Raw genomic sequence first — 22,329 nt, 5'->3', positions numbered from 1 at the left:
TTACAGCGCTCCATGCCGATAACCAGGTCCGTTTCCGGACATAGCCGGTAAACTCAGCGGCTCGGCCGGGCGCCAGGGTGGCTGACGCAGCGGGCCGCGGCGGCGCTGCCGGCGTCGAGGGCTTCGGCGCCCGAGACTTTTCGCAATATTGCCGCCAACAGCCCGGCGGTGAAGGCGTCGCCGGCTCCGGTGGTGTCCACCACGGCGGCCGGTTGGGCGACCCGCCGGACAACGCCGTCCCGGTCCGCCCACAAGGCCCCTTGGGAACCGAGGGTCACGATCGCGGCGAAGCGGCCCTCGGCCAGCGACGACGCGGCTCGCGACGGATCGGACTCACCGGTGACGACGAGCGCTTCGTCGTGGTTGGCCAGCACCACGTCCGTACGCGTCAACCACTCCCGCACCGCGGCCGCGCCGGTCGCCACCAGCGGAGCCGCCGACGCGAGGCTCGCCGAGCACTCGATGCCCCGCTCGTACGCCCAGGCCAGCGCGGCCAAACCGGCCGCTCGCGACCCGGCGCCCAGCAAGGTGTAGCCGGAAACATGCACATGTGCCGGCGTACAAGCCGCAAGAGCGCTGGTCACGTGCTCGGCGGTCAGCCGGTCGTTGGCGCCCCGGTCGGGCAGCATGCTGCGACCGCCATCGGGCCGCACCAGGACGACGACGGTCCCGGTCGGCTCGGCGGTAGTCAGCGCCGCCACGTCGACAGACCGCAGCTCGCTCGTACGGGCCCGCCCGGTGTCGTCGTCGCCGACCGCGCAGACGAAGGTCACCGCGGCACCCAGTTCGGCCAACCACGCGGCGGTGTTCGCACCGGCTCCGCCGCCGGTCAGCCGGATCCGCGCCGGCGTGTCCGAGTCCGTCCACAGTGGACCGCTGGCCAGCGCGAGCACGTCCGTCACCAGATCCCCGACGACCGCGATCCGTTGCTGCTCAGGGAAAGCGAGACTGGAAATGGTTATTCAGCCGGGGAGCGGGGCAGCACGATCGGTCCGGCCGGGGCGGCCGGGGTGCCGGCCGCGGCGACCGCGATCTGCGCGGCCAGGGTCGCGTTGCGGCTGACCAGGTCGATGTTGACTTCCAGGCTGCCGCCGCCGGTCGCCTCGTGGAAATACGCCAGCAGGTAGGGCGTGATGTCCTTGCCGGTGACGCCTTGCGCCGCCGCGCCAGCCAGCGCCTCGGCCAGCACCCGGTCGTGCAGCACCGGGTCGAGCTGCCGATCGACCGGGATCGGGTTGGCGAGCACGATCGCGCCCAGGCCGAACCCGAGGGCATCCCGGGCGGCCGCGGCAGCCGCCACCTGCGCGGGGTTGTCCAGCGTCCAAGGCACCTGATGACCGGAATCGGCCAGGTAGAAGCCGGGGAACCGGTCCGTACGGTAGCCGGCCACCAGCACCGACAGGCTCTCCAGCCGTTCCAGGGTGGCCGGCACGTCCAGAATCGACTTCACGCCCGCGCAGACGATGGTGATCGGGGTACGTCCGAGCAGCTGCAGGTCAGCGGATTCGTCATAAGCCGCGTCCCGGTGGACGCCGCCGAGGCCACCGGTGGCGAAGACGCCGATGCCCACCCGGTGGGCGATCGCGGCGGTGCTGGCGACCGTGGTGGCGCCGTCGGACTTGGTGCTGACCGCGAACGGGATGTCCCGCACCGACAGTTTGGGCACGTCCTCGCCGAGCGCGATCCGGGTCAGCTGGTCGTCGTCCAGCCCGACCACCACCTTGCCGTCCAGCACGCCGATGGTCGCCGGAGTCGCGCCGGCGGCTCGTACGGCCGCGCCGAGTTCGCGGGCCACCGCCAGGTTGCGCGGGCGGGGAAGACCGTGGGCGATCAGCGTGCTTTCCAGCGCCACCAACGGCCGGCCGTGGGCGAGCGCGAGGGCGACCTCGTCGCCCACCACGATCTCGGGCGGAAAAGGCAGGCAGCGCGCAGTACCAGTCACAGGGGAACGTTAGTACACCCCCGACCCACTCCGCGCGGTCTAGTCAGCGGTCCAGGTGGCGACCAGGTGCAGGGCGGCCTCGGTGGCGCTGTCCGGCTCCGGGGTGAAGGTGATACGCGCACTGCACCGACGCCTGGCGCGGGCTGCTCGCCTTCACCGCCCAAACACGGCAAGGCCGCCGGACCGACGGGACGCTGCGCGCGGCCGGTGAAATCGCGTGCGAGACTGGGAAGCGGCCCCAACAGACCTGAGGAGTTTCGGCGTGAGCGTGCAGACCGACGTCCGTCCGGAGACGAAGGACACCGAGACCGGTCCGGAGATGTTCCACTACGTGGACAAGGACAAGATGGTCGAAAGCGCCGTCATGGGAAGCATGGTGACGGCCCTTTGCGGGGAGACGTTCCCGGTGACCAAGGCGCCCAAACCGGGCTCCCCGGTCTGCCCGGAGTGCAAGGAGATCTACAACTCGCTCAGGCCGTAGGTGCGCGGTTTCGCGCCCATCACTGGTTAGGCTCTCTGGGCCTCCGCTCGCCGCTCGTGCGGAGGCCTCGTTCTGTGCTGGGGGGAGGGCGGAGAGTTGTCCACTGCGGCTGATGTTTCGGCTGGGGCGCTGACCGATACCGGGAGTACGGCTGGGCCGGGCCTGCGGGCCTGGCAGCGCCGGGCCCTGGTCGACTACCTGCGCCGCCGGCCGGAGGACTTTCTCGCGGTGGCCACGCCCGGTGCCGGCAAGACCACGTTCGCGTTGCGAGTGGCGACCGAGATGCTCGCGGACGGCACGGTTGACCAGCTCACCGTGGTCGCCCCGACCGACCACCTGAAGTCGCAGTGGGCGCAGGCCGCCGCGCGGGTCGGCATCCAGCTCGATCCGACGTTCTCCAACACCGTCGGCGGCACGTCCTCGGATTTCCACGGCGTGGTGATCACGTACGCGCAGGTCGGGCTCGCCCCGGCGGTGCACCGGCGGCGCACGACGGCCCGCCGCACGCTGGTGATCCTGGACGAGATCCACCACGCCGGCGACGCCCGGACCTGGGGCGACGGCGTGAAGCTGGCGTTCGACCCGGCGGTTCGCCGGCTGGCCCTGACCGGTACGCCTTTTCGCAGCGATGACAACGCGATCCCGTTCGTCACGTACGAGCGGGACCGGGAGGGCCTGCGCCGGTCGCAGTCCGACTATTCGTACGGCTATGGAGAGGCGCTCAGGGACGGCGTGGTCCGGCCGGTCATCTTCATGGCGTATTCCGGCGAGACCCGCTGGCGTACGTCCGCTGGCGAGGAGCTGTCCGCGCGCCTCGGCGAGCCGCTGACCAAGGAACAGACCGCGCACGCCTGGCGGACCGCGCTGGACTCCAAGGGCGAGTGGATGCCGGCGGTGCTGCGTGCCGCCGACGCCCGGCTGAAGACCATCCGCCAGCATCTTCCCGACGCCGGCGGCCTGGTGATCGCCACCGACCACGCGGCCGCGAAGGCGTATGCGGAGCTCTTACGTACGGTCACCGGGGAAACGCCGGTGACCGTACTTTCCGACGACCGCACCGCTTCGGCGAAGATCGCCGCCTTCGGCGCCAGCAACGACCGCTGGATGGTGGCCGTCCGGATGGTCAGTGAGGGCGTGGACATCCCACGGCTGATGGTCGGCGTCTACGCCACCAGCGCCAGCACCCCGCTCTACTTCGCGCAGGCCATCGGCCGGTTCGTACGAGCCCGCCGGCCCGGCGAGACGGCCAGCATCTTCCTGCCCAGCGTGCCCAGCCTGCTCGGGCTCGCCGAGGAGATGGAGGCTCAGCGCGACCACGTGCTGGACCGGCCGCACCGCGAGTCCGACGGGCTGGAGGACAGCCTGCTGGAGGACGCGAACAAGGAGAAGGACGAGGACACCGACGACCTGCCCAAGTTCACCGCGCTGGAGGCGTCGGCGAGCCTTGACCAGGTCATTTACGACGGCGCCTCGTTCGGTACGGGGGCGCTCGCCGGCACCGCGGAGGAAGAGGAGTATCTCGGCCTGCCGGGCTTGCTGGAGCCGGATCAGGTGGTCGCGTTGCTCAGCAAGCGCCAGGCCGACCAGATCGCCGCGCAGGCCAAGGTCCGCAAGCCGGACGCGCCGCCGCTGGACCAGGTGCGTACGACGTACCAGCGCCGCGCGGAACTCCGGCGCCAGCTCAACACGCTGGTCGCCGCGCACCACCACCGTACTAACCGCCCGCACGGCCAGATCCACGCTGAGCTGCGCAAACTCTGTGGTGGCCCGCCCAGTGCGCAGGCCAGCGTCGAAGACCTGGAAAAGCGAATAGTGGCTATTCAGCAGCTCTAGAGCTGCTTAGTGTTCGTCGTAGTGCCCGTCGTGTACGGCGTGGCGATGCCCGTCGTGGACGTAGTCGACGTGCTCGCCATGGGGGACTCCGACGTGACCGCAGCCGGTGCCGTGAGCGTGCGAATGTGCCTCGTGGGCCACATGTGCGGCCGGCTCACACTCGTCGAAATGGCCGTCGTGCTCGCGGTGCAGATGTCCGTCGTGCGCGTAGTCGACGTGGCCGGCATGCGGCACGGCGACATGTCCGCACCCCTGCTCATGAGTGTGATCGTGGCCGGTGTGCTCGGCATGTGCGCTGGTCATAGCGGTCCCCCTTGATGGCGCCGGCCTCGTCGCCGGCCTAGAGGCGAGACGTTAACGCATCCGCATCAGCGCACAAGTCGAACTTTTCGGACATCGCGACCTCCGGCTATTCCGGTACGTCGACAATGAGCCCAGCGTCCAGTTCTCGTCAAAGACAGTGGGCGTGGCGCTCAGCGCATCGCGGTTTCCAGTTGGTGGGCCGCGGCGACGACCGTGGTGGGGTGGAGTGTCGACGGGTGTGGGGCGAAGCGGCTGAGTGGGCCGGACAGGCAGAGGGCGGCCACCAGCTCGCCGTGCACCCGGATCGGCGCACTTATGGACGCGACACCAGTGGCGCGTTCGCCGATCGTTTCGGCCCAGCCCTGCGCACGTACGTCGGCTGAGTCCATAAGGGCGTGGGCGGCGGAGCCGAGCGGTAGGGGGAGCAGGGTGCCAACGGGAAGGAAGGCGCGGAGTTCGGCGGGGGATTCGACGCTGGCGACGCAGAGGCGGTGCTCGCCGCGGCGGACCCAGAGCTGCGCGGATTCGCCCGTACGATCCGTGAGCTCGGTCAGGATGGGGCGGCTGAGCTCGACCAACGCCGACGTGACGAAGCGGGAGCCCATCCGGTAGACGCCCGATTCGTCGCGAGTGAGCAGCCCGTGGGTCACCATCGCGTTGGCCAGTCGGTGGGCTGTGGAGACGGAGAGGCCGATCGCGCGAGCCAGCTCGCTGGCCCCAACCGGACGCCGCTCCACCACGTCGAGGATGGCGACACCCTTGTCGAGGACGCCGACGCCGGTTACGGTCTCTTTCACATAGTGAAATCTATTTCCCACTATATGGCAAGGTCAAGGGGTGAGGGTGCGATGACCTCCAGTGTGGTCCGTCCGACGGTGGCCGCGAGGATGAACCGTCTTCCGATCGGCCGTACGCACAAGCTCGCCACCGTGGCCGTCGGGCTTGGACTTTTCTTCGACATCTACGAGGTGTTCCTGGCCGGTGTGCTGGCCAGCGTCCTGGTCCAGGAGTTTCACCTGAGCAAGGCGCAAACTCCGATCCTGCTGTCGTCGACCTTCGTCGGGATGTTCGTTGGCGCGCTGGTGCTCGGCCGGCTCGCCGACCGGGTTGGCCGGCGCCGCGCCTTCCTGCTGAACCTCGGTATCTACTCGGTGTTCTCGCTGCTCGGCGCCTTCAGTTTCACCCCGATCATGCTGGTGGTGCTGCGTTTCTGCGCGGGCATCGGAATTGGCGCCGAACCACCGCTGGCCGACACGTATTTGAGCGATCTGCTGCCGGCCCGCCGGCGCGGCCGCTTCATTGCCTGGGCATACACGATCTCGTTCCTCGGAGTGCCGGCGGCGGGTTTTTTGGCTCGCTGGTTGGTGCCGTTGCACCCGTTCGGCATCGACGGGTGGCGGATCATGTTCGTCTTCGGTGCGTTGGGCGCGGTGATCGTCTATTTCCTGCGTCGATCGTTGCCGGAATCGCCGCGGTGGCTGGAGTCCGTCGGGCGTACGAAGGAGGCCGAGGAGGTCGCCGAGCGGTTCGAGTCGCAGGCGCGATCGGCCGGCCAGTCGTTGGATGAGCCGGCCGCGGAGCAGCCACCGTCGCCGGCCGGGACCCGGATCGGGACGCTTTTCCGTCCGCCGTACGGCAAACGTACGGGCATGATGATGATTTTCCACATCCTGCAGACGCTGGGCTATTACGGCTTCGGGACGTTGGTGCCGCTCGTACTTGCCGCGAAGGGTTATCCGATCGTCCAGTCGCTGCTGTTCAGCGCGGTCAGCTTTCTGGGCTATCCCATCGGTTCGCTGCTCTCCTTGCCACTTGTCGAGCGGGTGGAACGTAAATTCCTGGTTACCTTCTCGGTGTTGGGAATGGGTGCGCTCGGTCTTGCCTTCGGCTATTCCGGTTCGACCGCGCTGGTGCTGGTCTTCGGCTTCCTCTACACCTGCGTCAGCAACATTTTCTCCAACTCGTACCACATTTACCAGGCCGAGATTTTCCCAACAGCGCTGCGATCCACCGCGGCCAGCGGCACGTACGCGTTGTCCCGGCTGACCAGCGCGGCGATGCCGTTCGTGCTGGTGCCGGTGCTGAACTCGGCCGGCGCGGGGGTGATGTTCGCGGTGGTGGCGACCGCGATGGTGTTGGTGTCGCTGACTGTTGGCATCCTTGGCCCGCGGACCACCGGCCGGCCGCTGGAGGCCGTGAACGCGGTGACCGCATGACTGGTCCATTGGACGGCATTCGGGTGCTGGAGCTGGGAAACTTCATCGCCGCTCCCTTCGCTGGCCGGATCTTCGCCGACTTCGGGGCGGACGTGATCAAAGTCGAGCGACCCGGCCAGGGCGACGAGTTGCGTGGCTGGCGGCTGCTGGCCGGCACGACTTCGATGCTGTGGCGCACGATCGGCCGCAACAAGCGCTCGGTGACCATCGACCTGCACACCGACGCCGGTCGGATGTTGGCCCTGGACCTGGTGCGGCGATCCGATGTGGTGCTGGAAAACTTCCGTCCCGGCACGTTGGAACGCTGGGGGCTCGGTCCGGCCGAGCTGGCGGCGGCGAACCCGGAGATGGTGCTGGTCCGGATTTCCGGTTACGGGCAGACCGGTCCGTACGCCGGCCGGGCCGGTTTTGGTGGCGTGGCTGAGGCTTTCGGTGGGCTGCGGTATGTGACGGGTGACCCGGCCAGTCCACCGTCGCGTGCCGCGACCAGCATCGGCGACGAGGTGGCCGGTCTTTACGCGGTGATTGGCGCGCTGATGTCGATGTTGTCCCGCGCGCGCGGTGGCCCCGACGCGCCGGTGGTGGATGTTGCCTTATATGAGGCCGTTTTCTCGCTGATGGAATCGCTGGTGCCGGACTACGACGCCTACGGCGTGGTCCGGGAGCGGACCGGCGGCAGCCTGCCGGGGGTGGCGCCGAGCGGTGTCTATCCCTGTCGGGATGGGCAATGGGTGGTGATCGGCGGCAACGCGAACGCCGTTTTCGGTCGGCTGATGCACGCCATCGACCGGCCAGACCTGGCCGCCGATCCGGACCTCGCGGATGGCCGTGGCCGCGGCCTGCGGTCGGACGAGCTGAACACCGCGATCGTCGGCTGGACCGCCGGTCGCTCGGTCTCTGAAGTGCTGGCTGTGCTGGAAAAAGCCGGGGTCCCGGCCGGGCCCGTACACGACGCCAGTGCGATCGCCGACGATCCGCACTACCGCGCCCGGGACATGCTGGTCACCCGCCAGGTCGAGGTCGACGGCAGTCCGCAGCCGGTCCGTTTCCCTGGCATCGTACCGAAGGTCCCAGGCGCGCCGGGGGAGGTGCGGTGGCTGGGGCCGGAGCTGGGGGAGCACACCGACGAGGTGCTCGCCGGCCTGCTCGGGGTTTCGGCCGAGCGGTTGGCGAGCTTGCGTACGGAAGGAGTTATCTCATGAGGATCACCGATGTGGTCCTGCGCGACGGTCTCCAGGACGAGCCGGTGATCGTGTCCACAGTGGACAAGGTGCGGATCGCGCAGGCGCTGGTTGCCGCCGGGGTAAGGGAAATCGAGGCGGCCTCTTTCGTCTCCGCCAAACTGGTGCCGCAGATGGCCGATGCGCAGGACGTGCTCGCCGCGCTGCCGGAGCGGCCGGACGTACGGATCAGTGGCATCGCGTTGAATCTGCGTGGCGCGCTGCGCGCCCGGGACTGCCGGCTCGACGAGCTGCGGATGGTCGTGTCGGCCAGCGAGGGCCACAGCGCCGCCAATGCCGGCCGCTCCACCGAAAAAGCCCTGGACGAGATAGCTCAGGCGGTCGTCGAGTTTTCCGCCAGCCCGGTGACTTTGGTCGGCGCGGTCGCGACGGCTTTCGTCTGCCCGTACGACGGCGTGCTCCCCGTCGACCGGCTTGTTCGAGTGGTCCGCCGGCTGTACGACGCGGGCCTGCGCCGCCTCAGCCTCGCCGACACCCTCGGGACCGCTACCCCCGACCAAGTCCGTGCATCGGTGTCCGCTGTACGCGACGCCGTGCCGGACGCCCAGATTTCCCTGCACCTGCACAACACTGCTGGCCAAGCACTGTCCACAGTGGACGCCGTACTGGACCTCGGAGTAGTCAGCCTGGACAGCGCCTTGGGCGGCCTCGGCGGCTGCCCCTTCGCCCCCGGCGCCGCCGGCAACGTCGCCACCGACGCCCTGGTCGCCCACCTGCACGACCGCGGCATCGACACCGGCATCGACCTCCCCGCCCTCGCCACCGCCGAGCGCCTCCTGCGCGAAACCCTCACCCACTCGGAAAAACTCCCGATCAGCTGAGGCGCTGGGGTGGGTTTGAGACCGGACGAGGCATCGAGTTCGCCGAGGGCGGCGAAGACGCGCCGAGTTGCCGTACGTACGACGAAGGCCCCGGCGACCGGCGCCGGGGCCTTCGTGGCGAGTCAGGGGTGGGGTTAGTTGAGTGAGGTCTCGTCTATGTCAGCAGCCAGCTTTTCCAGCTGCTCCCGGTACTGGTTGGCGTGGTGCTGGCAAAAGACCAGATCCCCACCGCCGGGAAGCACGGCGCGAACCTTGGCCGCGGCCGTACAGCGGTCGCAGCGCTCACCCAGCACTTCCGGTGCCGACGTGTCGGACGGCGTAAGGGTCGGAGTCATAGCGCGCCTCCTTCTAGAGTCGGGGCCTGAGATTGCCTATCTCTCGTACACACATATCGTCCAACATCGCGGGCCTCAATGCGCTTCCCACACGCAAGACGCGAGCCTTGTCACAGTCAGTGAGGTGCGCCGAATAGTCCCAGTTCAGGGTGATTTATCAGGACTTATACGGTCGGATTTTCCGTGGCGTTCGCTTTCGGCGGAACGGCTGACGGCCCGTACGGGCAGATCCGATACTGCACGATCTGTCCCGGACTGGGTGTCCAGTAGGGGACAGCGCAGGTCAGACTGGTCTTTACAACGTTGCAGACCCTCCGCGAGACTGTCCCCGGCCGTGCCGCCGGTGACCTCGATCACTCACCGTGTACGCGGCGCCCCCCACTGCCTGGAGGCCATGAATGTCCCTGATCACCCGGCCGCAGCCGAGCCGGCCCCGACGGCTCCGCGCGCTGGTCGCGGCGCTTGCCGCCGGTGCCGCAGTCGCCGCCGGCATCGCCGGCGTGCCGCCCGCACAGGCGGCGCCCGCGCCCGCCGGTGGCACCTACCACAACGCCGTGACCGACGGTTACTCGATCGACTTCCCGGACCCGGCCGTGATGCGCGGCAAGGACGGCAAGTTCTACGCCTACTCCACCGGCGGCCCGTACGACGAGCAGGGCGCCGCCAGCGATCCCGTACGAATGGCCAGCTCCACCGACCTCACGCACTGGACCAAGCTCGGCGCGCCCTTCGTGGTGGGCAGGAACTGGCCCTCCTGGGTCACCACGACGAGCGGCATCTGGGCGCCGGACATCCGCTACATCAACGGCAAGTACGTGCTCTACTTCGTCGGCCCGGACACCACGGCCAGCTCGGAGGGCTTCGACCCGGCCATCGGGGTAGCCACCTCGGACAGCCCGGCCGGCCCGTGGAAAGACGCTGGCGCGCCGCTCATCCCGGCCCGCAAGAACACCGGCGCCGGCTGGGAGACGGTCATCGACCCGGCCCAGTTCACCGACACCGACGGCAGCCGCTATATGTATTGGGGCAGTTACGGTACGGGCGTCTGGCTGGTCCAGTTGTCGGCGGACGGCCTGCACTCGGTGACCGCGCCCCGGCAGGTCGCCACCAGCCGTTTCGAAGGCGCGTACGTGGTGAAACGGGACGGCTGGTACTACCTGATGGCCTCGTCGGCGAACTGCTGCGCCGGCCCGACCACCGGTTACACCGTCTTCGCCGGCCGCTCGAAGAGCCCGTGGGGCCCGTTCCTGGACCGCGACGGCGTCTCCATGGCCGACTCGCGGGCCGGCGGCACGATCGTGGTCGCGCAGAACGGCAACCGCTGGGTCGGCGTCGGGCACAACTCGATCGTGGTGGACCGCACCGGTCAGGACTGGATGACCTACCACGCGGTCGACCGGAACCAGCCGTATCTGCAGGTCTCGCCGGGTTTCACGATGCGGCCGATGCTGCTGGACCGGCTGGACTGGATCAACGGCTGGCCGATCGTACGAGGCGGCGCCGGACCTTCCGACGACGTGGAGCAGGCGCCGGTCACCACCAGCGCCCTGCTGGACCAGAAGTTCGATGGGGCCAGCGCCGGTGTGAAGGTGTTGGCCGGCGGGTTGGCCGTACAGCCCAGTGACACCAAGAGCGACTCCGGCGGTTTCGCGGCGCTGACCGGCACTTCGGTGGCGGTCTCCAGCAAGGCCCCGCCGCAGGACGTACGAGCGCAGGCGGACGTACGGGTGCCGGCCAGCGGTGGTTCGGTGGGCGTGACTGTGCGGTATGCGGACGCACGGAACAACGTCCGTGCGGTGGTGAACCCGGCGACGCGTACGTTCGACGTGATCGTCAGCGCCAACGGCAAGGCGAAGACGACCAGCGCCCCGATCCCGCCCAGCGCGGACCTGTCCACCTGGCACGACGTGGTGGTGGAGGCGCGTGGCTCGCAGGTGACCGCCGAGTACAGCGACTCCGACATGGGCGACCCGACCGCCTCGGTCAGCGTCACCCTGCCGTCGCAGCTCTACCACGGCGACGCGGGAGTCACCTCGACCGGCGCCGGCGAGGTCGACAACCTGGCCGTCGCGCCGCTCTACACGCCTCACACGACACTGGTGAAGCAGCCGCAGCCGGGCGGTCTGATGGCGGCCTACTCGGACGACTTCAGCAACGGCCTCAACTCCGGGTGGACCTGGAAGCGCCAGGACTCGGCCGCGCAGGTCGTCAACGGCAGCCTGCAGTGGCCGACCGAGGACGCCGACCTCACCGGCGGCTCGGCCGGCCAGGCCGGCGTGCTGTTGCGTACGCCGCCAACGGGCACGTACACGGTCGAGACGAAGCTGACGATCGACCTGGGCAGTGACACCACCCGGGAGTTCCAGCAGGCCGGCCTGGTGGTCTACAACGCCGACACGGACTTCCTGCGGCTGGACCAGGTGGCCACCGGCCCGAACCGGATCACCGAGTTCGGCAAGCGGGTCATGGTCGGGAACATCAGCTCCTGGGGCGGCGCGGTGCTCGGCCCGCCGGCGGCCACCACGTACTTCCGGATCCGGCACACGGTGAACCCGGCGAACGGCGAGAACGACTACCAGGGCGCGTCCAGCCGGGACGGTCGTATGTGGACGTGGGGTGCGACCTGGACCATGCCGGCCGGCATGGTCCCGCAGATCGGTCTGGTCTCGCAAGGATCCACGCCGACCGCTGAGGCCACCTACGGGAAAGCACTGGCGCAGTTCGACTATTTCCACGTGTACCGAGGCTGACCGTGTCCGCAACGCCCCGCTGCTTGCGTCTGGCGCAAGCAACGGGGCGTTGCGGATAGGTGGAGTTGGACACTAGCGGAGTTGGCGGGTTTTGTTGCGGGGCGGCTTAACTGTCCTGCCATGGAATGGAACGCGATCCTCCCGCCGCTCGTCGGTGCCGCGACCGGCGCGTTGTTGAACGGCCTGATCTCGACCTGCGTGGCGCTGCTGGTTGTCTTCAAGAGCCGCAACAACGCGCGGGAGCTGGCCAAGGAGTCGGCCGCCATCGCGGCGGCCGAGGCGATCGCCGTGGCGTTGGCGCCGGTGGTCGAGATTTTCAGTACGTACCATTATAAAAGATCGACTGACTGGGCGCCGGCGGCGGCCGATCGGCTCCGCGAGTTCCGCCGGGTGCTGTTCGTGAAGCTGGCCGCGATCAGCGACGACTCGATGCGTACGCACATTTCCCGGACCGAGGAGTCGTGCGCGCGGGTGATGACCAGGGTGCCGGACCACCCGGTGCAGCGGACCAGATACGTACGGGTGGTCGGCGACAGCTTTTCGCGACTGTCCGACGATCTCTACGCCTGGCGGCTCTATCGTACGGCGCCGGACACCGCTGATTTGGTGGCCAGCCTGGAAAGCGGCAGTCAAACCATCCTCGAGGAGGAGCCGCCACGACTCGCCGCCGGCCCGATGGGTGGACTACCGGCGCGCGGGTGACGTTTGGCGCGGATATGCCCCCGCTTTGAACGCCCATAACGGCACCCTCACCAAGGTGCCGCTACTCCTGCGCGGGTTTGGTTTGCAGCTCGGCTATCCGTACGAACAGGTGGGCCAGCTCGCGGTAGCCGTCGGCCATGTCCTGCAGGTGGCCGATCCGCTCGGACGCGGTGACGAAGTCCAACCGGGCGGCCTCGTTCAGGTAGTTGTACGCGTTCTGCGTGCACTGGCCGGCGAACTCCAGGTTCGCGTCGTACGGAAGAAGCGCCGCCATCTGTCCAGCCTCTCGTCGGTCGTTCCATTATTGACGAAAGGGCACCTGCCGGAAGACTTGGGGCAACCTCGCCGTCGGCGACGAGGTCCGTGGCCGTACGGGCGGGACAGTGTGCTGGTGACCTTTACCTCCGACGACGAATCGGTCGTCGAACTCGGGTTGAATCCGTACCGGCTGTCGTACGTGCTGCGGATGGTCACCATCGTGTTGACCGGCATGTGGCTGCCGATCGTTCTCTTCGTCGGGGCTCGGCAGGGAAACCCAGGTGTCTTCCAGTTCCAGGCCGGCGAGATCGGGCTGCTGGTGGTGGCAGTGGGCGGGATCGCGATGGCGGTGGCCGGGTGGTTCGCGCACCGGGCTTGGGCCACTCATCGCCGCGACTTGTTGATCGAGCCGGACCGGCTGGTTTTCGCTCGGCGCAATGGGCGCGTCATCGCTGAGGCGTTGTGGTCGGACGTGGTTGCGACACCGCGGCTGAAGAAACGCAGGAGCCGGTACGGCCCCACCACTTACGCCCTGCAGTTCGACCTCTGCCTGCTGCCGGACAGGTTGCTGACCGTCCAATGCGACGAGAGCCTCGCGGCGAGCTGGCATCAGTCTCGTTTCTACGGCGCCAAAAGGGCATTCGTCTCGGCCCGCTTTGTGGCTCCACCACGACTGGTCGACATTCTGCGTACCCATCGCTGCATCACACGCGGGGATTAGGGAAGGACGAAACTGACCGAGATGCCGGCGACAGCGCACAGAACGCCCATGCCGTAGATGATCCATCCGACCACATACCAGCCGGCTGGGCGCGCATTCAGCCGCTGGGCCAAAGACATCCCACCTTCGCTCACCGCCACCCCGAGAAGTGCGCCAGCATGCGGTGTGGCGATGACCGCGATGTCAATCGCGCCGATCCACGGCGACTGGTGAATGATGGCCCGGTTTATCAGTGATACGACAAAAAGTCCGCCGATCGACCAGATCGAGATGGTCGCCATGGCGACCGCGATGAGAGTGATCCGCCCACTGGGCGAGGCTTTCCCGAACGCACCCGGCCGCTGAATCGCCCCGAGAGTTTCCATGTCATGCCCCATCGTGTTTGTCGACGGCGCGTTTTTACCATGTATTCGAGGGTGGGCGTGCGGTTCTTCGGCAATATTCGCTGCTCTGCGGGCTTTTCGCTGGCACAAAAAGTCGACGGCGGCGGATAGGAACAGAATTACCTCGAAAGCCGCTATGCCCGCCGTATCCCGCGACACCGGCCATCGGTGCCCATCATTCCTGAAAGACGGGGAAAACACGAAAAAGGGCCCCAGCCATCGGCCGGGACCCTTTTCGTGCCAGTGCCTTAGTCCAGGTAATCCCGCAGGACCTGCGACCGCGACGGGTGTCGCAGCTTGGACATCGTCTTGGACTCGATCTGCCGGATCCGCTCCCGGGTGACCCCGTAGACCTGGCCGATCTCGTCCAGCGTGCGCGGCTGGCCGTCGGTGAGGCCGAAGCGCAGGCGTACGACGCCGGCCTCGCGCTCGGACAGCGTCTGCAGCACCGAGGTCAGCTGGTCCTGCAGCAGCGTGAAGCTGACCGCGTCGACCGCGACGACTGCCTCGGAGTCCTCAATGAAGTCGCCGAGCTGCGAGTCGCCCTCGTCGCCGATGGTCTGGTCCAGCGAGATCGGCTCGCGCGCGTACTGCTGGATCTCCAGCACCTTCTCCGGGGAGATGTCCATCTCCTTGGCCAGCTCTTCCGGGGTGGGCTCGCGGCCCAGGTCCTGGAGCAGCTCACGCTGTATGCGGCCGAGCTTGTTGATGACCTCGACCATGTGCACCGGGATGCGGATCGTCCGGGCCTGGTCAGCCATCGCGCGGGTGATGGCCTGCCGGATCCACCAGGTCGCGTACGTGGAGAACTTGTAGCCCTTGGTGTAGTCGAACTTCTCGACCGCCCGGATCAGGCCCAGGTTGCCTTCCTGGATGAGGTCCAGGAACGCCATCCCACGGCCGGTGTAGCGCTTGGCCAGCGAGACGACCAGCCGGAGGTTGGCCTCCAACAGGTGGTTCTTGGCGCGCTCCCCGTCCCGGACGATCCACCGCAGGTCGCGGCGCATCTGCGGGGACAGCTTCTGGTTGTTGTCCTCGACCTGCCGGAGCCGCTCGGCGGCGTAGAGCCCGGCCTCGATCCGCTTGGCGAGGTCGACCTCCTCTTCCGCGTTGAGCAGCGCCACCTTGCCGATCTGCTTGAGGTACGCACGCACCGAGTCGGCCGAAGCCGTCAGCTCGGCGTCCCGGCGGGCCTGCTTGAGGGCCGCGGACTCCTCCGGCTCCTCCTCGTCGGCCTCTTCCTCTTCGGTCTCTTCTTCTTCGCCCTGGCCGATCACAATGGTCTCGCCAACCGCGAGACTCTTGCCATCGGCGGGAGCGGCTTGGCCCTCGGCCACGTCGCCACCCTCGGCGACCACTGCCACGTCGTCTTCGGCCACCAGGTCGCCCTCTTCCAGTGACACGTCGAGGTCCTCGTCGGTCAGGTCGACCGGCTCCAGGTCGTCACCGGACGGCTCGCCATCCTCGCCGACCTTCTTCGGAGCCGCCTTGGCCGCCGCCTTCTTGACGATCGGTTTCCCGGTCTTGGCGTCGCCGGTGGGAGCCTCGCCGTCGGCCGGCTGGTCGGCCTTCTTGGCCGGCTTGGCGGTGGTCGCCTTCGCGGTGGTGCTGCGTGCCGCGGTGGCCGAGCGGGCCGCGACAGCTCGCGAGCGGGACGCGTTGGCGGACGGCCCGGTGGTGGGCCTGGTGCCGTCCACGACCACGGTCACGCCGGACTGGGCGAGCGCCTGCAGGACCTTCTTGCTCTGGCTGGTGTCCAGTTCCGCGGCTTCCAGCACCAGGGCGATCTCCGCGGACGTGATCGAGCCCGCGGCAGCGGCGCGGGAAGCGAGATCATCGACGGTCGACCGGATGACATCGGTACGGACGGATGTGCGGTCAGCTGCTGTCACGAACGACCTTCCACGAGCCGGGCACTACACGTACCGGGGGCTACCGGTACGCCTGCATGCCCGGTCAGTTGCGAGCTTGGGTTTATCGATGGGCTTCAAGTCTGTGCCGCCTCCGCACCGTCGCAGGGCCGACCTTGGTCGGGGCGGTGGCGGACGCGAGTCTTAATTGTACCGCCGTCCGGCCCAGAAGTTCGGGCAGCTGGCCGCAGCGAGTCTGAACCGGCCTGGTCGAGGCGGGATTACCGGCCTGCCACCGGGTCCGCGGTGGCCATGGCGGCACCCACGATACCCGCTTCGTTGCGCAAACTGGCGGGTTGCACGGGCGGGCGTACGTCGATGAACGGCAACCACTTCTCGGACACCTTGCTGACCCCGCCGCCGAGCAGGATCAGGTCCGGCCAGAGCAGGCTGTCGACGTGTTTGAGGTAGTGCTCGACCCGGTGCGCCCACTGCTTCCACGACAGGTCCTCGCGCTCCCGGGCCAACTCAGCGGCCTTGCGCTCGGCGTCGTGGCCGTCCAGCTCCAGGTGGCCGAACTCGGTGTTGGGCACCAGCGTGCCGTCCACGAAAAGGGCGCTGCCGATGCCCGTACCGAGGGTCAGCACGAGCACCACGCCGCCGACGTTCAGCCCGGCACCGTGCCGGATCTCGGCCAGCCCGGCCGCGTCGGCGTCGTTGAGGACGGTCGGTTTCACCCCGACCGCTTCCTGCACCAGCGCCGCCACGTCGGTGCCGATCCAGTGCTTGTCCACATTGGCCGCGCTGAACGCGACGCCGCCGCGGATCACCGCCGGGAAGGCGACGCCCAGGTCGCCCTCCCATTTCGCGTCGGAGACCAGCCCGGCGATGGTTTCCACCACCGGACCGGGTTTGCCGCCCTTGGGCGTCTCCACCCGTACCCGCTCGGTCACCAGTTCCCCGGTCGACAGGTCGACCACGGCCGCCTTGATGCCGGTGCCACCCACGTCCACGCCTAGCGCTTGCGCCATCTCCGCTCCCTGCCGACCGATGCCGAAAATTCCTGCCGATCTTGTCTCCGCGGAGACACACCCTAAGGTGCTGAACTCCTAGTGTGCTGGACTGGGGCTATGTCTGACGCCGCCGCCCCGACCACCGCCGACCTCGACCAGCGCGGGCCGCGGGAGCTGCTGGCCTGTGCCGTACGGATCGCTGAGGGCGCGGCCGCGCTGGTGGCCCGAGGGCAGGCGCATGCCCGCGACCACGTGTCGACGAAGTCGTCGCCGACCGATGTGGTCACCGAGATCGACAAGGCCAGCGAGACGTACGTGATCCAGGAGCTGCGGGCCGTTCGGCCGTACGACGGCGTGCTGGGCGAGGAGGGCGGCGAACGCGCTGGCAGCAGCGGTGTGCGGTGGATCCTGGACCCTGTCGACGGCACGGTGAACCTGCTTTACGGCATTCCCGCGTACGCGGTGAGTCTCGCCGCCGAGGTGGACGGCGTGGTCGTGGCGGCAGTGGTGCACAACGTGCCCACCGGCGAGGTGTGGACGGCGACCCTTGGTGGCGGGGCTTTCCTGGACGGCGAGCCGATCCACGGTTCCGGGGCGACCGAGCTCGGGCAGGCGCTGGTGGGTACGGGATTCGGCTACACCGCTGAGCGCCGTCGCTGGCAGGCCGAGATCCTGCTGCGAATCCTGCCGGCCGTCCGGGACATCCGGCGGATCGGCTCGGCCGCGATCGATCTTTGTTACTGCGCGGACGGAAGGCTGGACGGGCACTACGAGATCGGCCTGAACCCGTGGGATTTCGCCGCCGCCGCTCTGATCGCGGCCGAGGCCGGCCTGCTGGTCACCGGGTTGGACGGCGCGCCGGCCAGCCCGGACCTGGTGATCGCCGCGCCGCCGCTGGTCCATCGGGACCTGCACGACCGCCTCGCCGCGTTGTTGCGGTGAGGCGGTCGCGGGTTTCGGTGTTTAGTGGTACGTGTCGGTGAACCAACCGCTCGCGTCGGCGGCTCGGCCGCCGACAGGTATTTCCCGGTCGGGTCGGTGACGTTGATTCCCAGCAACTGCCCGGAAACATTGACGACAATCGCACGAGCGTCCGAGCCCGAACGCCGCTGGTTGTCCAATGTGGACAGATAGGCCGGGCGGCCGCCGATAACAGTGTTCGCCTTCGCGCCCTGGTAGGTGTCGCCGGTCAGTGGCACTGACTCGGCGCCATTTGGCGTACACCTTGGTGGCCGTCTCCCGGACGAGATCGTGGGCGCGGTGCCGGTCAGCAGATAGGCCGTACGTCTGGAGCCCACCTCACTGACGGGAGGCCGCGGCCGCCAGGTTGGGCGTCAGCCGGAGTTGGTTCCCGAGCACATCGGGGTGACCGGGTCCGCTGCCAGTCGCTTGGCCGCGGTGTTGATCTCCGAAGTGGTGGCCAGCCGCGAATACTGGGCGCCCAGCACGATGTCCACGTCGGCCGTGGCGCGGGTGTCCATCACCGGGGTGAGGCCGATGATGTTCGACTGGACCACCTGGGCGGCGGCGATCCCGGTCGGCCCGTACCGGACCAGGCCGACGCCGGTGACCGGGGTGCCGTCCTGGAAGGTGCTGATGCTCACGACCTTGAAGCCGCGGCCGGCCAGCTGGCTTTTCACCGTGTTCGCCAGCCCATCACGGTCGGTGGCGTTGAAGATCTGCACGCTGACCTGGGTGGGCTGCGGGAGTTCCTTGGGCGCGGCCGCGGCGAGGCACTCGGCCTCGGCCCGCGAAACGTTGGTGCTCGCGATGGCCCAGCTGGCGAAAACCAGACAAAAGAGCAACATCACGCCGACGATGATGAGCGCCCGTGCTCGTGCGATGCTCATTTCCAGCTCCTGCCCCCGCTCATGCCAACCAGCCTAATCGGTCCAGGCCAGCGATGGAGCGGTAATACCGGCCGTGCCGGGCATTTACTCCTCAAGGATGACCGGGCGTACGCCCAAAAGGTTGCTCTACTGGACCTGGCCGCCCAGGGCGCCATAAGCAAGCTCCACCAGCGGTCCGAGTCGTGACTCCATGTGATCGAACCCCTCGCCGACCATCGCGCCGGCTCGGTGCCTCGCGACGATGCCGGCCACCACTACCGCGAGTTTGAAGGCGCCAAACGACACGTACCAGGGCAGGTGGCTCAGGTCGCGGCCGGACTTCTGGGCGTACAGCTGGGCGACCTCGGCGCGGGTCGGAAAGCCGGGCAGACTGGTGACCGCGCTGATCGGCAGCACCCCGCTGCGCTCGGTGGTGTCGCTGGCCTGCACCCAGTAGACCAGGAGTAATCCGACATCGGCCAACGGGTCACCGCGGGTGGACATCTCCCAGTCCAGCACGGCCGCGATCCGGCCCGGCCCGGCCGCGTCGAGGACGGTGTTGTCCAGCCGGTAGTCGCCGTGCACGATGGGCCCGGTGGGAGCGGTCGGCGCCTGCGCCGCAAGCGTCTCCGCGAGCTTGTCCAGCCGGGCCGCGGCCGCGGTGGCCCCTTGGTCGCCGGCCGCCTCGACGGCGTCCCGGGTGGCCGTCCACTGCCGCATCCAGCGGGACACCTGCCGCGTCAGGTAGCCGTCCGGCCGCCCGAAACTCTCCAGTCCGATCTCGGCCGGATCGACCGCGTGCAGCGCCACCAGGGTGTCGATCAGCCCCTCGGCGACCGCCCTGCGCTCTTGCGGCTGGTCCGCGTACCCGGCCGGAAACCCGTCCCGTGCGATCGGACCGCGGACGAAGTCCATGAGATAGAACGGCGCGCCCAACACGTCCGTGTCCGTACACAGATGCCTGGTCGCCGGAACCGGCACCTCGGTGATCGCCAGCGCCGAAATAACCGTGTGTTCGCGCACCATGTCGTGCGCGGTCGGCAACACGTTCCCCAACGGCGGCCGACGCAACACCAGCTCACCGGCCGCACTGCTGACCCGATACGTCAGATTCGACTTGCCACCCGCGATCAGCTCCACCTCAGCCGCCGCCCAGGCCGGCTCGTCGAGCACCCTCGCCACGTACGGCCCCACCACGGCCGGGTCCGCACCGGTGGAGTTCTTACCGGCCTGCTCGCGCGGGGATGAGGTCACGAGCGTTGACATTAGGTCCCCAGCCCGTACGAGTCGATGCCGGAGGGGTCCGGCGTCGACTGCGGGACAAAACCCCACTCTCGACGTCGAGAGTGGGACAAAGTCCCACAGTCGACGATAAATCAGCATCACGCTCGCCAAGGTTGATCCTCGCGAATCGGCGGCAACTCACGCATAGTTGGCAATTGATCACGTAAGGTACGTTCCGATCGGTGGCGACGCGGTCCGCGGGGAGGCCGACACGCCGGGGATGGTGTGTCGGTCGTGAGGTCCGTGAGGTCGGCGACAGAATCCGCTGGCATGGCGGTGACCTGCGGATTTAGTATGTCGGCCGACTGCTGGTGGGGGGCGCGGTGTCAGTTCGGTCACATGTCGGGAACATGCGGGCTTCCTGATGCGTACTAATGGGGCCGGAGGCGGTAAGGTCACGCGCTCGCCGGGTCCCTTACCGGCCACTGAGTAGCCGCTTCGGCGACCGCGAAAGAGGCTTTCGACCGGCAGTGATAGGTATCGCCCGACAGTTTCGGATTTCCGGACAAGAGTGACCCAGCTGGGGAGTGAGAAACCAATATGGCTACCGATTACGACGCCCCGCGTCGTACCGACGACTCGGGCCTTGGAGAGGACAGCCTCGAGGAACTGAAGGCTCGTCGTACCGAGGCTCAGTCCGGACAGGTGGACCAGGACGAGGCCGACATCGCCGAGGGGTTCGAGCTTCCGGGCGCGGACCTGTCCGGTGAGGAGCTCACCGTCAAGGTGCAGCCGATGCAGAACGACGAGTTCCGCTGCTCGAGCTGTTTCCTGGTCCATCACCGCAGTCAGCTGGCCGAGCAGCGTAACGGCCAGCCGGTCTGCAAGGAGTGCGCCGCCTGAGCGTCGTCCAACAAGTCGATGGTGATGGTGGTGAACCCTCCGCCGATGGCCGGTGTCCGCACCGGCTCATCGGTGGGGGAGTCGCCTCTCGAATTCAGGCACCGACCAGGATGGTTGCATGAGTGACGTCGAGGGGCCCGGTGGTACGACCTGCACTGTGCGGGTACAGCTGCTGGACCCGGATCTGCCGATGCCCGCGTACGCGCGGCCTGGCGACGCCGGGGCGGACCTGACAGCCGCCGCCGGGGTCGACCTGGCGCCCGGCGACCGCGCCTTGGTGCCGACCGGGGTGGCGATCGCGTTGCCCGATGGGTACGCGGCTTTCGTGCACCCGCGGTCCGGGTTGGCGGCGCGGCTCGGAGTCACCATCTTGAACGCCCCAGGTACCGTCGATGCCGGCTACCGTGGGGAGATAAAGGTCAACCTGATCAACCACAGTCGTGAAGCCGTACACATCGCCCGCGGCGACCGGATCGCACAGCTGGTCGTGCAGCGGGTGGAGCGGGTGCACTTCACCCCGGTCGCCGAGCTGCCCGCGTCGGTGCGGGGAACCGGCGGGCACGGATCCACAGGCGGACATGACCGGCTCGACGCGAACGCGTACGCGGCCACGGGAGGGGAGTGACGGTGTTCCGACGCCGGAAGCAGAGGCGAGCCGAGAAGGAAGAGGAGTTCGCCGACCTCTCGCTTGGCGGTGATTCCCAGGACGGCGTCGACGACATCGAGGCCTGGATCGCCGAAGGCCCCGGAGGTGCCGAAGGTGCCGCTTCCCGGCACCGCTCCGACGACGAGCCGGAGCCGGTGGCTCCGGCCGATGACGACCTGTCCGCCGACTTCGACGACCACTTCGAGGCGAAGCCGGCCGTACGCAAGGCCCCGGTCAGGCGCGTCGGTGGGCCGTGGGACGTGACCGAAGACCCGAACGACGGGCTACCGCGGATCGACCTGGGGGCCTTGCGGCTGCCCACCCCGCCGGACGTGGAGCTGCGGCTGGAGGCGGACCAGAACGGCCAGATCGTCACGGTCGCGTTGATCCACGGGACCAGCACGCTGAACCTGGGCGTCTTCGCCGCGCCGCGTTCGGAGGGCATCTGGGACGAGGTCCGCGAGGACCTGCGCGACAGCATCAACTCCGACGGCGGCCAGGCGAACTTCGTCGACGGTGACTACGGCACCGAGCTGTCGGCCCGGGTGCCGACGCCGGAAGGACCGCAGCCGCTGCGTTTTGTCGGCGTCGATGGTCCTCGCTGGTTCGTACGCGCTGTCTACTCCGGTCCCGCCGCCATCGACCCCGCGAACGCCGGTCCGCTGGCCGACGTGATGCGCGGTCTGGTGGTCGTACGAGGCGAGCAGCCGATGCCGGTTCGCGACCCGTTGCCGCTGGTCCTTCCCACCGAGATCACCGAACAGGCCGAAGCCGCGGCTGCCGATGCCCAGGGCGAAGAGGACGACTCCGGCGGCCGGCACCGCAAGCTCGACCTGCCCCGCCGTGGCCCGGAGATCACCGAGACCCACTGAGCTCCC

Annotated in this window: 23 protein-coding genes; 12 read left to right on the top strand and 11 right to left on the bottom strand. The window is 68.4% G+C overall.

The annotated features are described in order from the left end of the window. Positions 1-53: 53 nt before the first annotated feature. Positions 54-923: a carbohydrate kinase family protein gene (locus tag ABD301_RS38675; protein WP_344315104.1), complete on the bottom strand. Its 870-nt coding sequence runs from the start codon at positions 921-923 to the stop codon at positions 54-56. A 35-nt stretch (positions 924-958) separates the two neighbouring features. Beyond that, entirely contained in the window at positions 959-1,942 is a 984-nt protein-coding gene (locus ABD301_RS38670) for a pseudouridine-5'-phosphate glycosidase (RefSeq protein WP_344315029.1), read from the bottom strand. A 319-nt stretch (positions 1,943-2,261) separates the two neighbouring features. Between ABD301_RS38670 and ABD301_RS38665 the strand changes: the two genes are divergently transcribed. Together ABD301_RS38665 and ABD301_RS38660 are read left to right on the top strand one after the other, a co-directional pair. Further along, positions 2,262-2,423 carry a DUF3039 domain-containing protein gene (locus tag ABD301_RS38665; RefSeq protein ID WP_163568399.1) on the top strand — a complete coding sequence of 54 codons (162 nt, stop codon included), beginning with the start codon at positions 2,262-2,264 and terminating at the stop codon, positions 2,421-2,423. Positions 2,424-2,552: 129 nt separating this feature from the next. After that, a complete protein-coding gene (locus ABD301_RS38660) occupies positions 2,553-4,256 on the top strand; it encodes a DEAD/DEAH box helicase (protein WP_344315103.1) in 1,704 nt (567 codons plus the stop codon). 6 nt (positions 4,257-4,262) lie between these two features. Here the strand turns inward: ABD301_RS38660 and ABD301_RS38655 are convergent, their stop codons facing one another. Continuing rightward, positions 4,263-4,559: a hypothetical protein gene (locus ABD301_RS38655; RefSeq protein WP_163568354.1), complete on the bottom strand. Its 297-nt coding sequence runs from the start codon at positions 4,557-4,559 to the stop codon at positions 4,263-4,265. A gap of 170 nt (positions 4,560-4,729) precedes the next feature. After that, complete coding sequence (locus tag ABD301_RS38650) at positions 4,730-5,356, bottom strand: IclR family transcriptional regulator (protein WP_344315028.1); 627 nt, start codon at positions 5,354-5,356, stop codon at positions 4,730-4,732. A gap of 51 nt (positions 5,357-5,407) precedes the next feature. On the opposite strand from ABD301_RS38650, the gene ABD301_RS38645 reads away from it, so the two are divergent. The 3 genes from ABD301_RS38645 to ABD301_RS38635 are packed head-to-tail and all read left to right on the top strand — an operon-like array spanning position 5,408 to position 8,837. Then, on the top strand, positions 5,408-6,775 hold the full coding sequence (locus tag ABD301_RS38645; protein WP_344315027.1) for an MFS transporter: 1,368 nt from the start codon (positions 5,408-5,410) through the stop codon (positions 6,773-6,775). Then, positions 6,772-7,977 carry a CaiB/BaiF CoA transferase family protein gene (locus ABD301_RS38640; RefSeq protein ID WP_344315026.1) on the top strand — a complete coding sequence of 402 codons (1,206 nt, stop codon included), beginning with the start codon at positions 6,772-6,774 and terminating at the stop codon, positions 7,975-7,977. Before ABD301_RS38645 ends, ABD301_RS38640 begins: the two co-directional genes overlap by 4 nt. Then, positions 7,974-8,837: a hydroxymethylglutaryl-CoA lyase gene (locus ABD301_RS38635; RefSeq protein ID WP_344315025.1), complete on the top strand. Its 864-nt coding sequence runs from the start codon at positions 7,974-7,976 to the stop codon at positions 8,835-8,837. Before ABD301_RS38640 ends, ABD301_RS38635 begins: the two co-directional genes overlap by 4 nt. 134 nt (positions 8,838-8,971) lie before the next feature. Here ABD301_RS38635 and ABD301_RS38630 read toward each other — a convergent pair whose 3' ends face one another. Next, entirely contained in the window at positions 8,972-9,172 is a 201-nt protein-coding gene (locus ABD301_RS38630) for a DUF7455 domain-containing protein (RefSeq protein WP_344315024.1), read from the bottom strand. A gap of 398 nt (positions 9,173-9,570) precedes the next feature. Between ABD301_RS38630 and ABD301_RS38625 the strand changes: the two genes are divergently transcribed. Together ABD301_RS38625 and ABD301_RS38620 are read left to right on the top strand one after the other, a co-directional pair. Beyond that, on the top strand, positions 9,571-11,922 hold the full coding sequence (locus ABD301_RS38625; protein WP_344315023.1) for a glycoside hydrolase family 43 protein: 2,352 nt from the start codon (positions 9,571-9,573) through the stop codon (positions 11,920-11,922). Between the two features lie 120 nt (positions 11,923-12,042). Continuing rightward, positions 12,043-12,624 carry a hypothetical protein gene (locus tag ABD301_RS38620; RefSeq protein ID WP_344315022.1) on the top strand — a complete coding sequence of 194 codons (582 nt, stop codon included), beginning with the start codon at positions 12,043-12,045 and terminating at the stop codon, positions 12,622-12,624. Between the two features lie 61 nt (positions 12,625-12,685). On the opposite strand, the gene ABD301_RS38615 is transcribed toward ABD301_RS38620, so the two are convergent. Beyond that, positions 12,686-12,898 (bottom strand): hypothetical protein, encoded by a 213-nt coding sequence (locus tag ABD301_RS38615; RefSeq protein ID WP_163568360.1) that lies wholly within the window; start codon positions 12,896-12,898, stop codon positions 12,686-12,688. A 117-nt stretch (positions 12,899-13,015) separates the two neighbouring features. On the opposite strand from ABD301_RS38615, the gene ABD301_RS38610 reads away from it, so the two are divergent. Then, the gene (locus tag ABD301_RS38610) at positions 13,016-13,603 is read left to right on the top strand and encodes a hypothetical protein (protein WP_344315021.1); all 588 of its coding nucleotides are present in this window, start codon (positions 13,016-13,018) and stop codon (positions 13,601-13,603) included. Here ABD301_RS38610 and ABD301_RS38605 read toward each other — a convergent pair. The 3 genes from ABD301_RS38605 to ppgK form a co-directional block, all read right to left on the bottom strand. After that, a complete protein-coding gene (locus ABD301_RS38605; RefSeq protein WP_344315020.1) occupies positions 13,600-13,968 on the bottom strand; it encodes a hypothetical protein in 369 nt (122 codons plus the stop codon). The genes ABD301_RS38610 and ABD301_RS38605 overlap by 4 nt on opposite strands. Before the next feature lie 266 nt (positions 13,969-14,234). Continuing rightward, positions 14,235-15,878, bottom strand: coding sequence for an RNA polymerase sigma factor (locus ABD301_RS38600; RefSeq protein WP_163568362.1), 1,644 nt, complete (start codon positions 15,876-15,878; stop codon positions 14,235-14,237). Positions 15,879-16,117: 239 nt separating this feature from the next. After that, complete coding sequence (gene ppgK / locus ABD301_RS38595; RefSeq protein ID WP_344315019.1) at positions 16,118-16,867, bottom strand: polyphosphate--glucose phosphotransferase; 750 nt, start codon at positions 16,865-16,867, stop codon at positions 16,118-16,120. A gap of 99 nt (positions 16,868-16,966) precedes the next feature. On the opposite strand from ppgK, the gene ABD301_RS38590 reads away from it, so the two are divergent. Further along, positions 16,967-17,791, top strand: coding sequence for an inositol monophosphatase family protein (locus tag ABD301_RS38590; RefSeq protein ID WP_163568363.1), 825 nt, complete (start codon positions 16,967-16,969; stop codon positions 17,789-17,791). A 392-nt stretch (positions 17,792-18,183) separates the two neighbouring features. Here ABD301_RS38590 and ABD301_RS38585 read toward each other — a convergent pair whose 3' ends face one another. Together ABD301_RS38585 and ABD301_RS38580 are read right to left on the bottom strand one after the other, a co-directional pair. Beyond that, positions 18,184-18,699 (bottom strand): LytR C-terminal domain-containing protein, encoded by a 516-nt coding sequence (locus ABD301_RS38585; protein WP_344315018.1) that lies wholly within the window; start codon positions 18,697-18,699, stop codon positions 18,184-18,186. A 126-nt stretch (positions 18,700-18,825) separates the two neighbouring features. Continuing rightward, a complete protein-coding gene (locus tag ABD301_RS38580) occupies positions 18,826-19,932 on the bottom strand; it encodes a phosphotransferase family protein (protein WP_344315017.1) in 1,107 nt (368 codons plus the stop codon). A gap of 570 nt (positions 19,933-20,502) precedes the next feature. Here ABD301_RS38580 and ABD301_RS38575 point away from each other — a divergent pair. From ABD301_RS38575 to ABD301_RS38565, 3 genes are all read left to right on the top strand, one after another. Further along, positions 20,503-20,805 (top strand): DUF4193 domain-containing protein, encoded by a 303-nt coding sequence (locus ABD301_RS38575; RefSeq protein WP_163568365.1) that lies wholly within the window; start codon positions 20,503-20,505, stop codon positions 20,803-20,805. A gap of 118 nt (positions 20,806-20,923) precedes the next feature. After that, a complete protein-coding gene (dut, locus tag ABD301_RS38570) occupies positions 20,924-21,430 on the top strand; it encodes a dUTP diphosphatase (protein WP_344315016.1) in 507 nt (168 codons plus the stop codon). Positions 21,431-21,432: 2 nt separating this feature from the next. Next, positions 21,433-22,323 carry a DUF3710 domain-containing protein gene (locus tag ABD301_RS38565; protein WP_279580265.1) on the top strand — a complete coding sequence of 297 codons (891 nt, stop codon included), beginning with the start codon at positions 21,433-21,435 and terminating at the stop codon, positions 22,321-22,323. Positions 22,324-22,329 lie beyond the last annotated feature (6 nt).

This window comes from Fodinicola feengrottensis (assembly GCF_039530045.1).
Taxonomy (GTDB): Bacteria; Actinomycetota; Actinomycetes; order Mycobacteriales; family HKI-0501; genus Fodinicola; species Fodinicola feengrottensis.
The sequence above is the reverse complement of the archived record's forward strand: the minus strand, read 5'-3'. Positions and strand labels throughout refer to the sequence as shown.

Bases quoted from the DNA above. Each gene is read 5' to 3' on its own strand.
- ABD301_RS38665 (WP_163568399.1), top strand. From the start codon at position 2,262: ATGTTCCACTACGTGGACAAGGACAAGATGGTCGAAAGCGCCGTCATG.
- ABD301_RS38655 (WP_163568354.1), bottom strand. From the start codon at position 4,559: ATGACCAGCGCACATGCCGAGCACACCGGCCACGATCACACTCATGAG.
- ABD301_RS38645 (WP_344315027.1), top strand. From the start codon at position 5,408: ATGACCTCCAGTGTGGTCCGTCCGACGGTGGCCGCGAGGATGAACCGT.
- ABD301_RS38640 (WP_344315026.1), top strand. From the start codon at position 6,772: ATGACTGGTCCATTGGACGGCATTCGGGTGCTGGAGCTGGGAAACTTC.
- ABD301_RS38635 (WP_344315025.1), top strand. From the start codon at position 7,974: ATGAGGATCACCGATGTGGTCCTGCGCGACGGTCTCCAGGACGAGCCG.
- ABD301_RS38630 (WP_344315024.1), bottom strand. From the start codon at position 9,172: ATGACTCCGACCCTTACGCCGTCCGACACGTCGGCACCGGAAGTGCTG.
- ABD301_RS38625 (WP_344315023.1), top strand. From the start codon at position 9,571: ATGTCCCTGATCACCCGGCCGCAGCCGAGCCGGCCCCGACGGCTCCGC.
- ABD301_RS38620 (WP_344315022.1), top strand. From the start codon at position 12,043: ATGGAATGGAACGCGATCCTCCCGCCGCTCGTCGGTGCCGCGACCGGC.
- ABD301_RS38615 (WP_163568360.1), bottom strand. From the start codon at position 12,898: ATGGCGGCGCTTCTTCCGTACGACGCGAACCTGGAGTTCGCCGGCCAG.
- ABD301_RS38605 (WP_344315020.1), bottom strand. From the start codon at position 13,968: ATGGAAACTCTCGGGGCGATTCAGCGGCCGGGTGCGTTCGGGAAAGCC.
- ppgK (WP_344315019.1), bottom strand. From the start codon at position 16,867: ATGGCGCAAGCGCTAGGCGTGGACGTGGGTGGCACCGGCATCAAGGCG.
- ABD301_RS38590 (WP_163568363.1), top strand. From the start codon at position 16,967: ATGTCTGACGCCGCCGCCCCGACCACCGCCGACCTCGACCAGCGCGGG.
- ABD301_RS38585 (WP_344315018.1), bottom strand. From the start codon at position 18,699: ATGAGCATCGCACGAGCACGGGCGCTCATCATCGTCGGCGTGATGTTG.
- ABD301_RS38575 (WP_163568365.1), top strand. From the start codon at position 20,503: ATGGCTACCGATTACGACGCCCCGCGTCGTACCGACGACTCGGGCCTT.
- dut (WP_344315016.1), top strand. From the start codon at position 20,924: ATGAGTGACGTCGAGGGGCCCGGTGGTACGACCTGCACTGTGCGGGTA.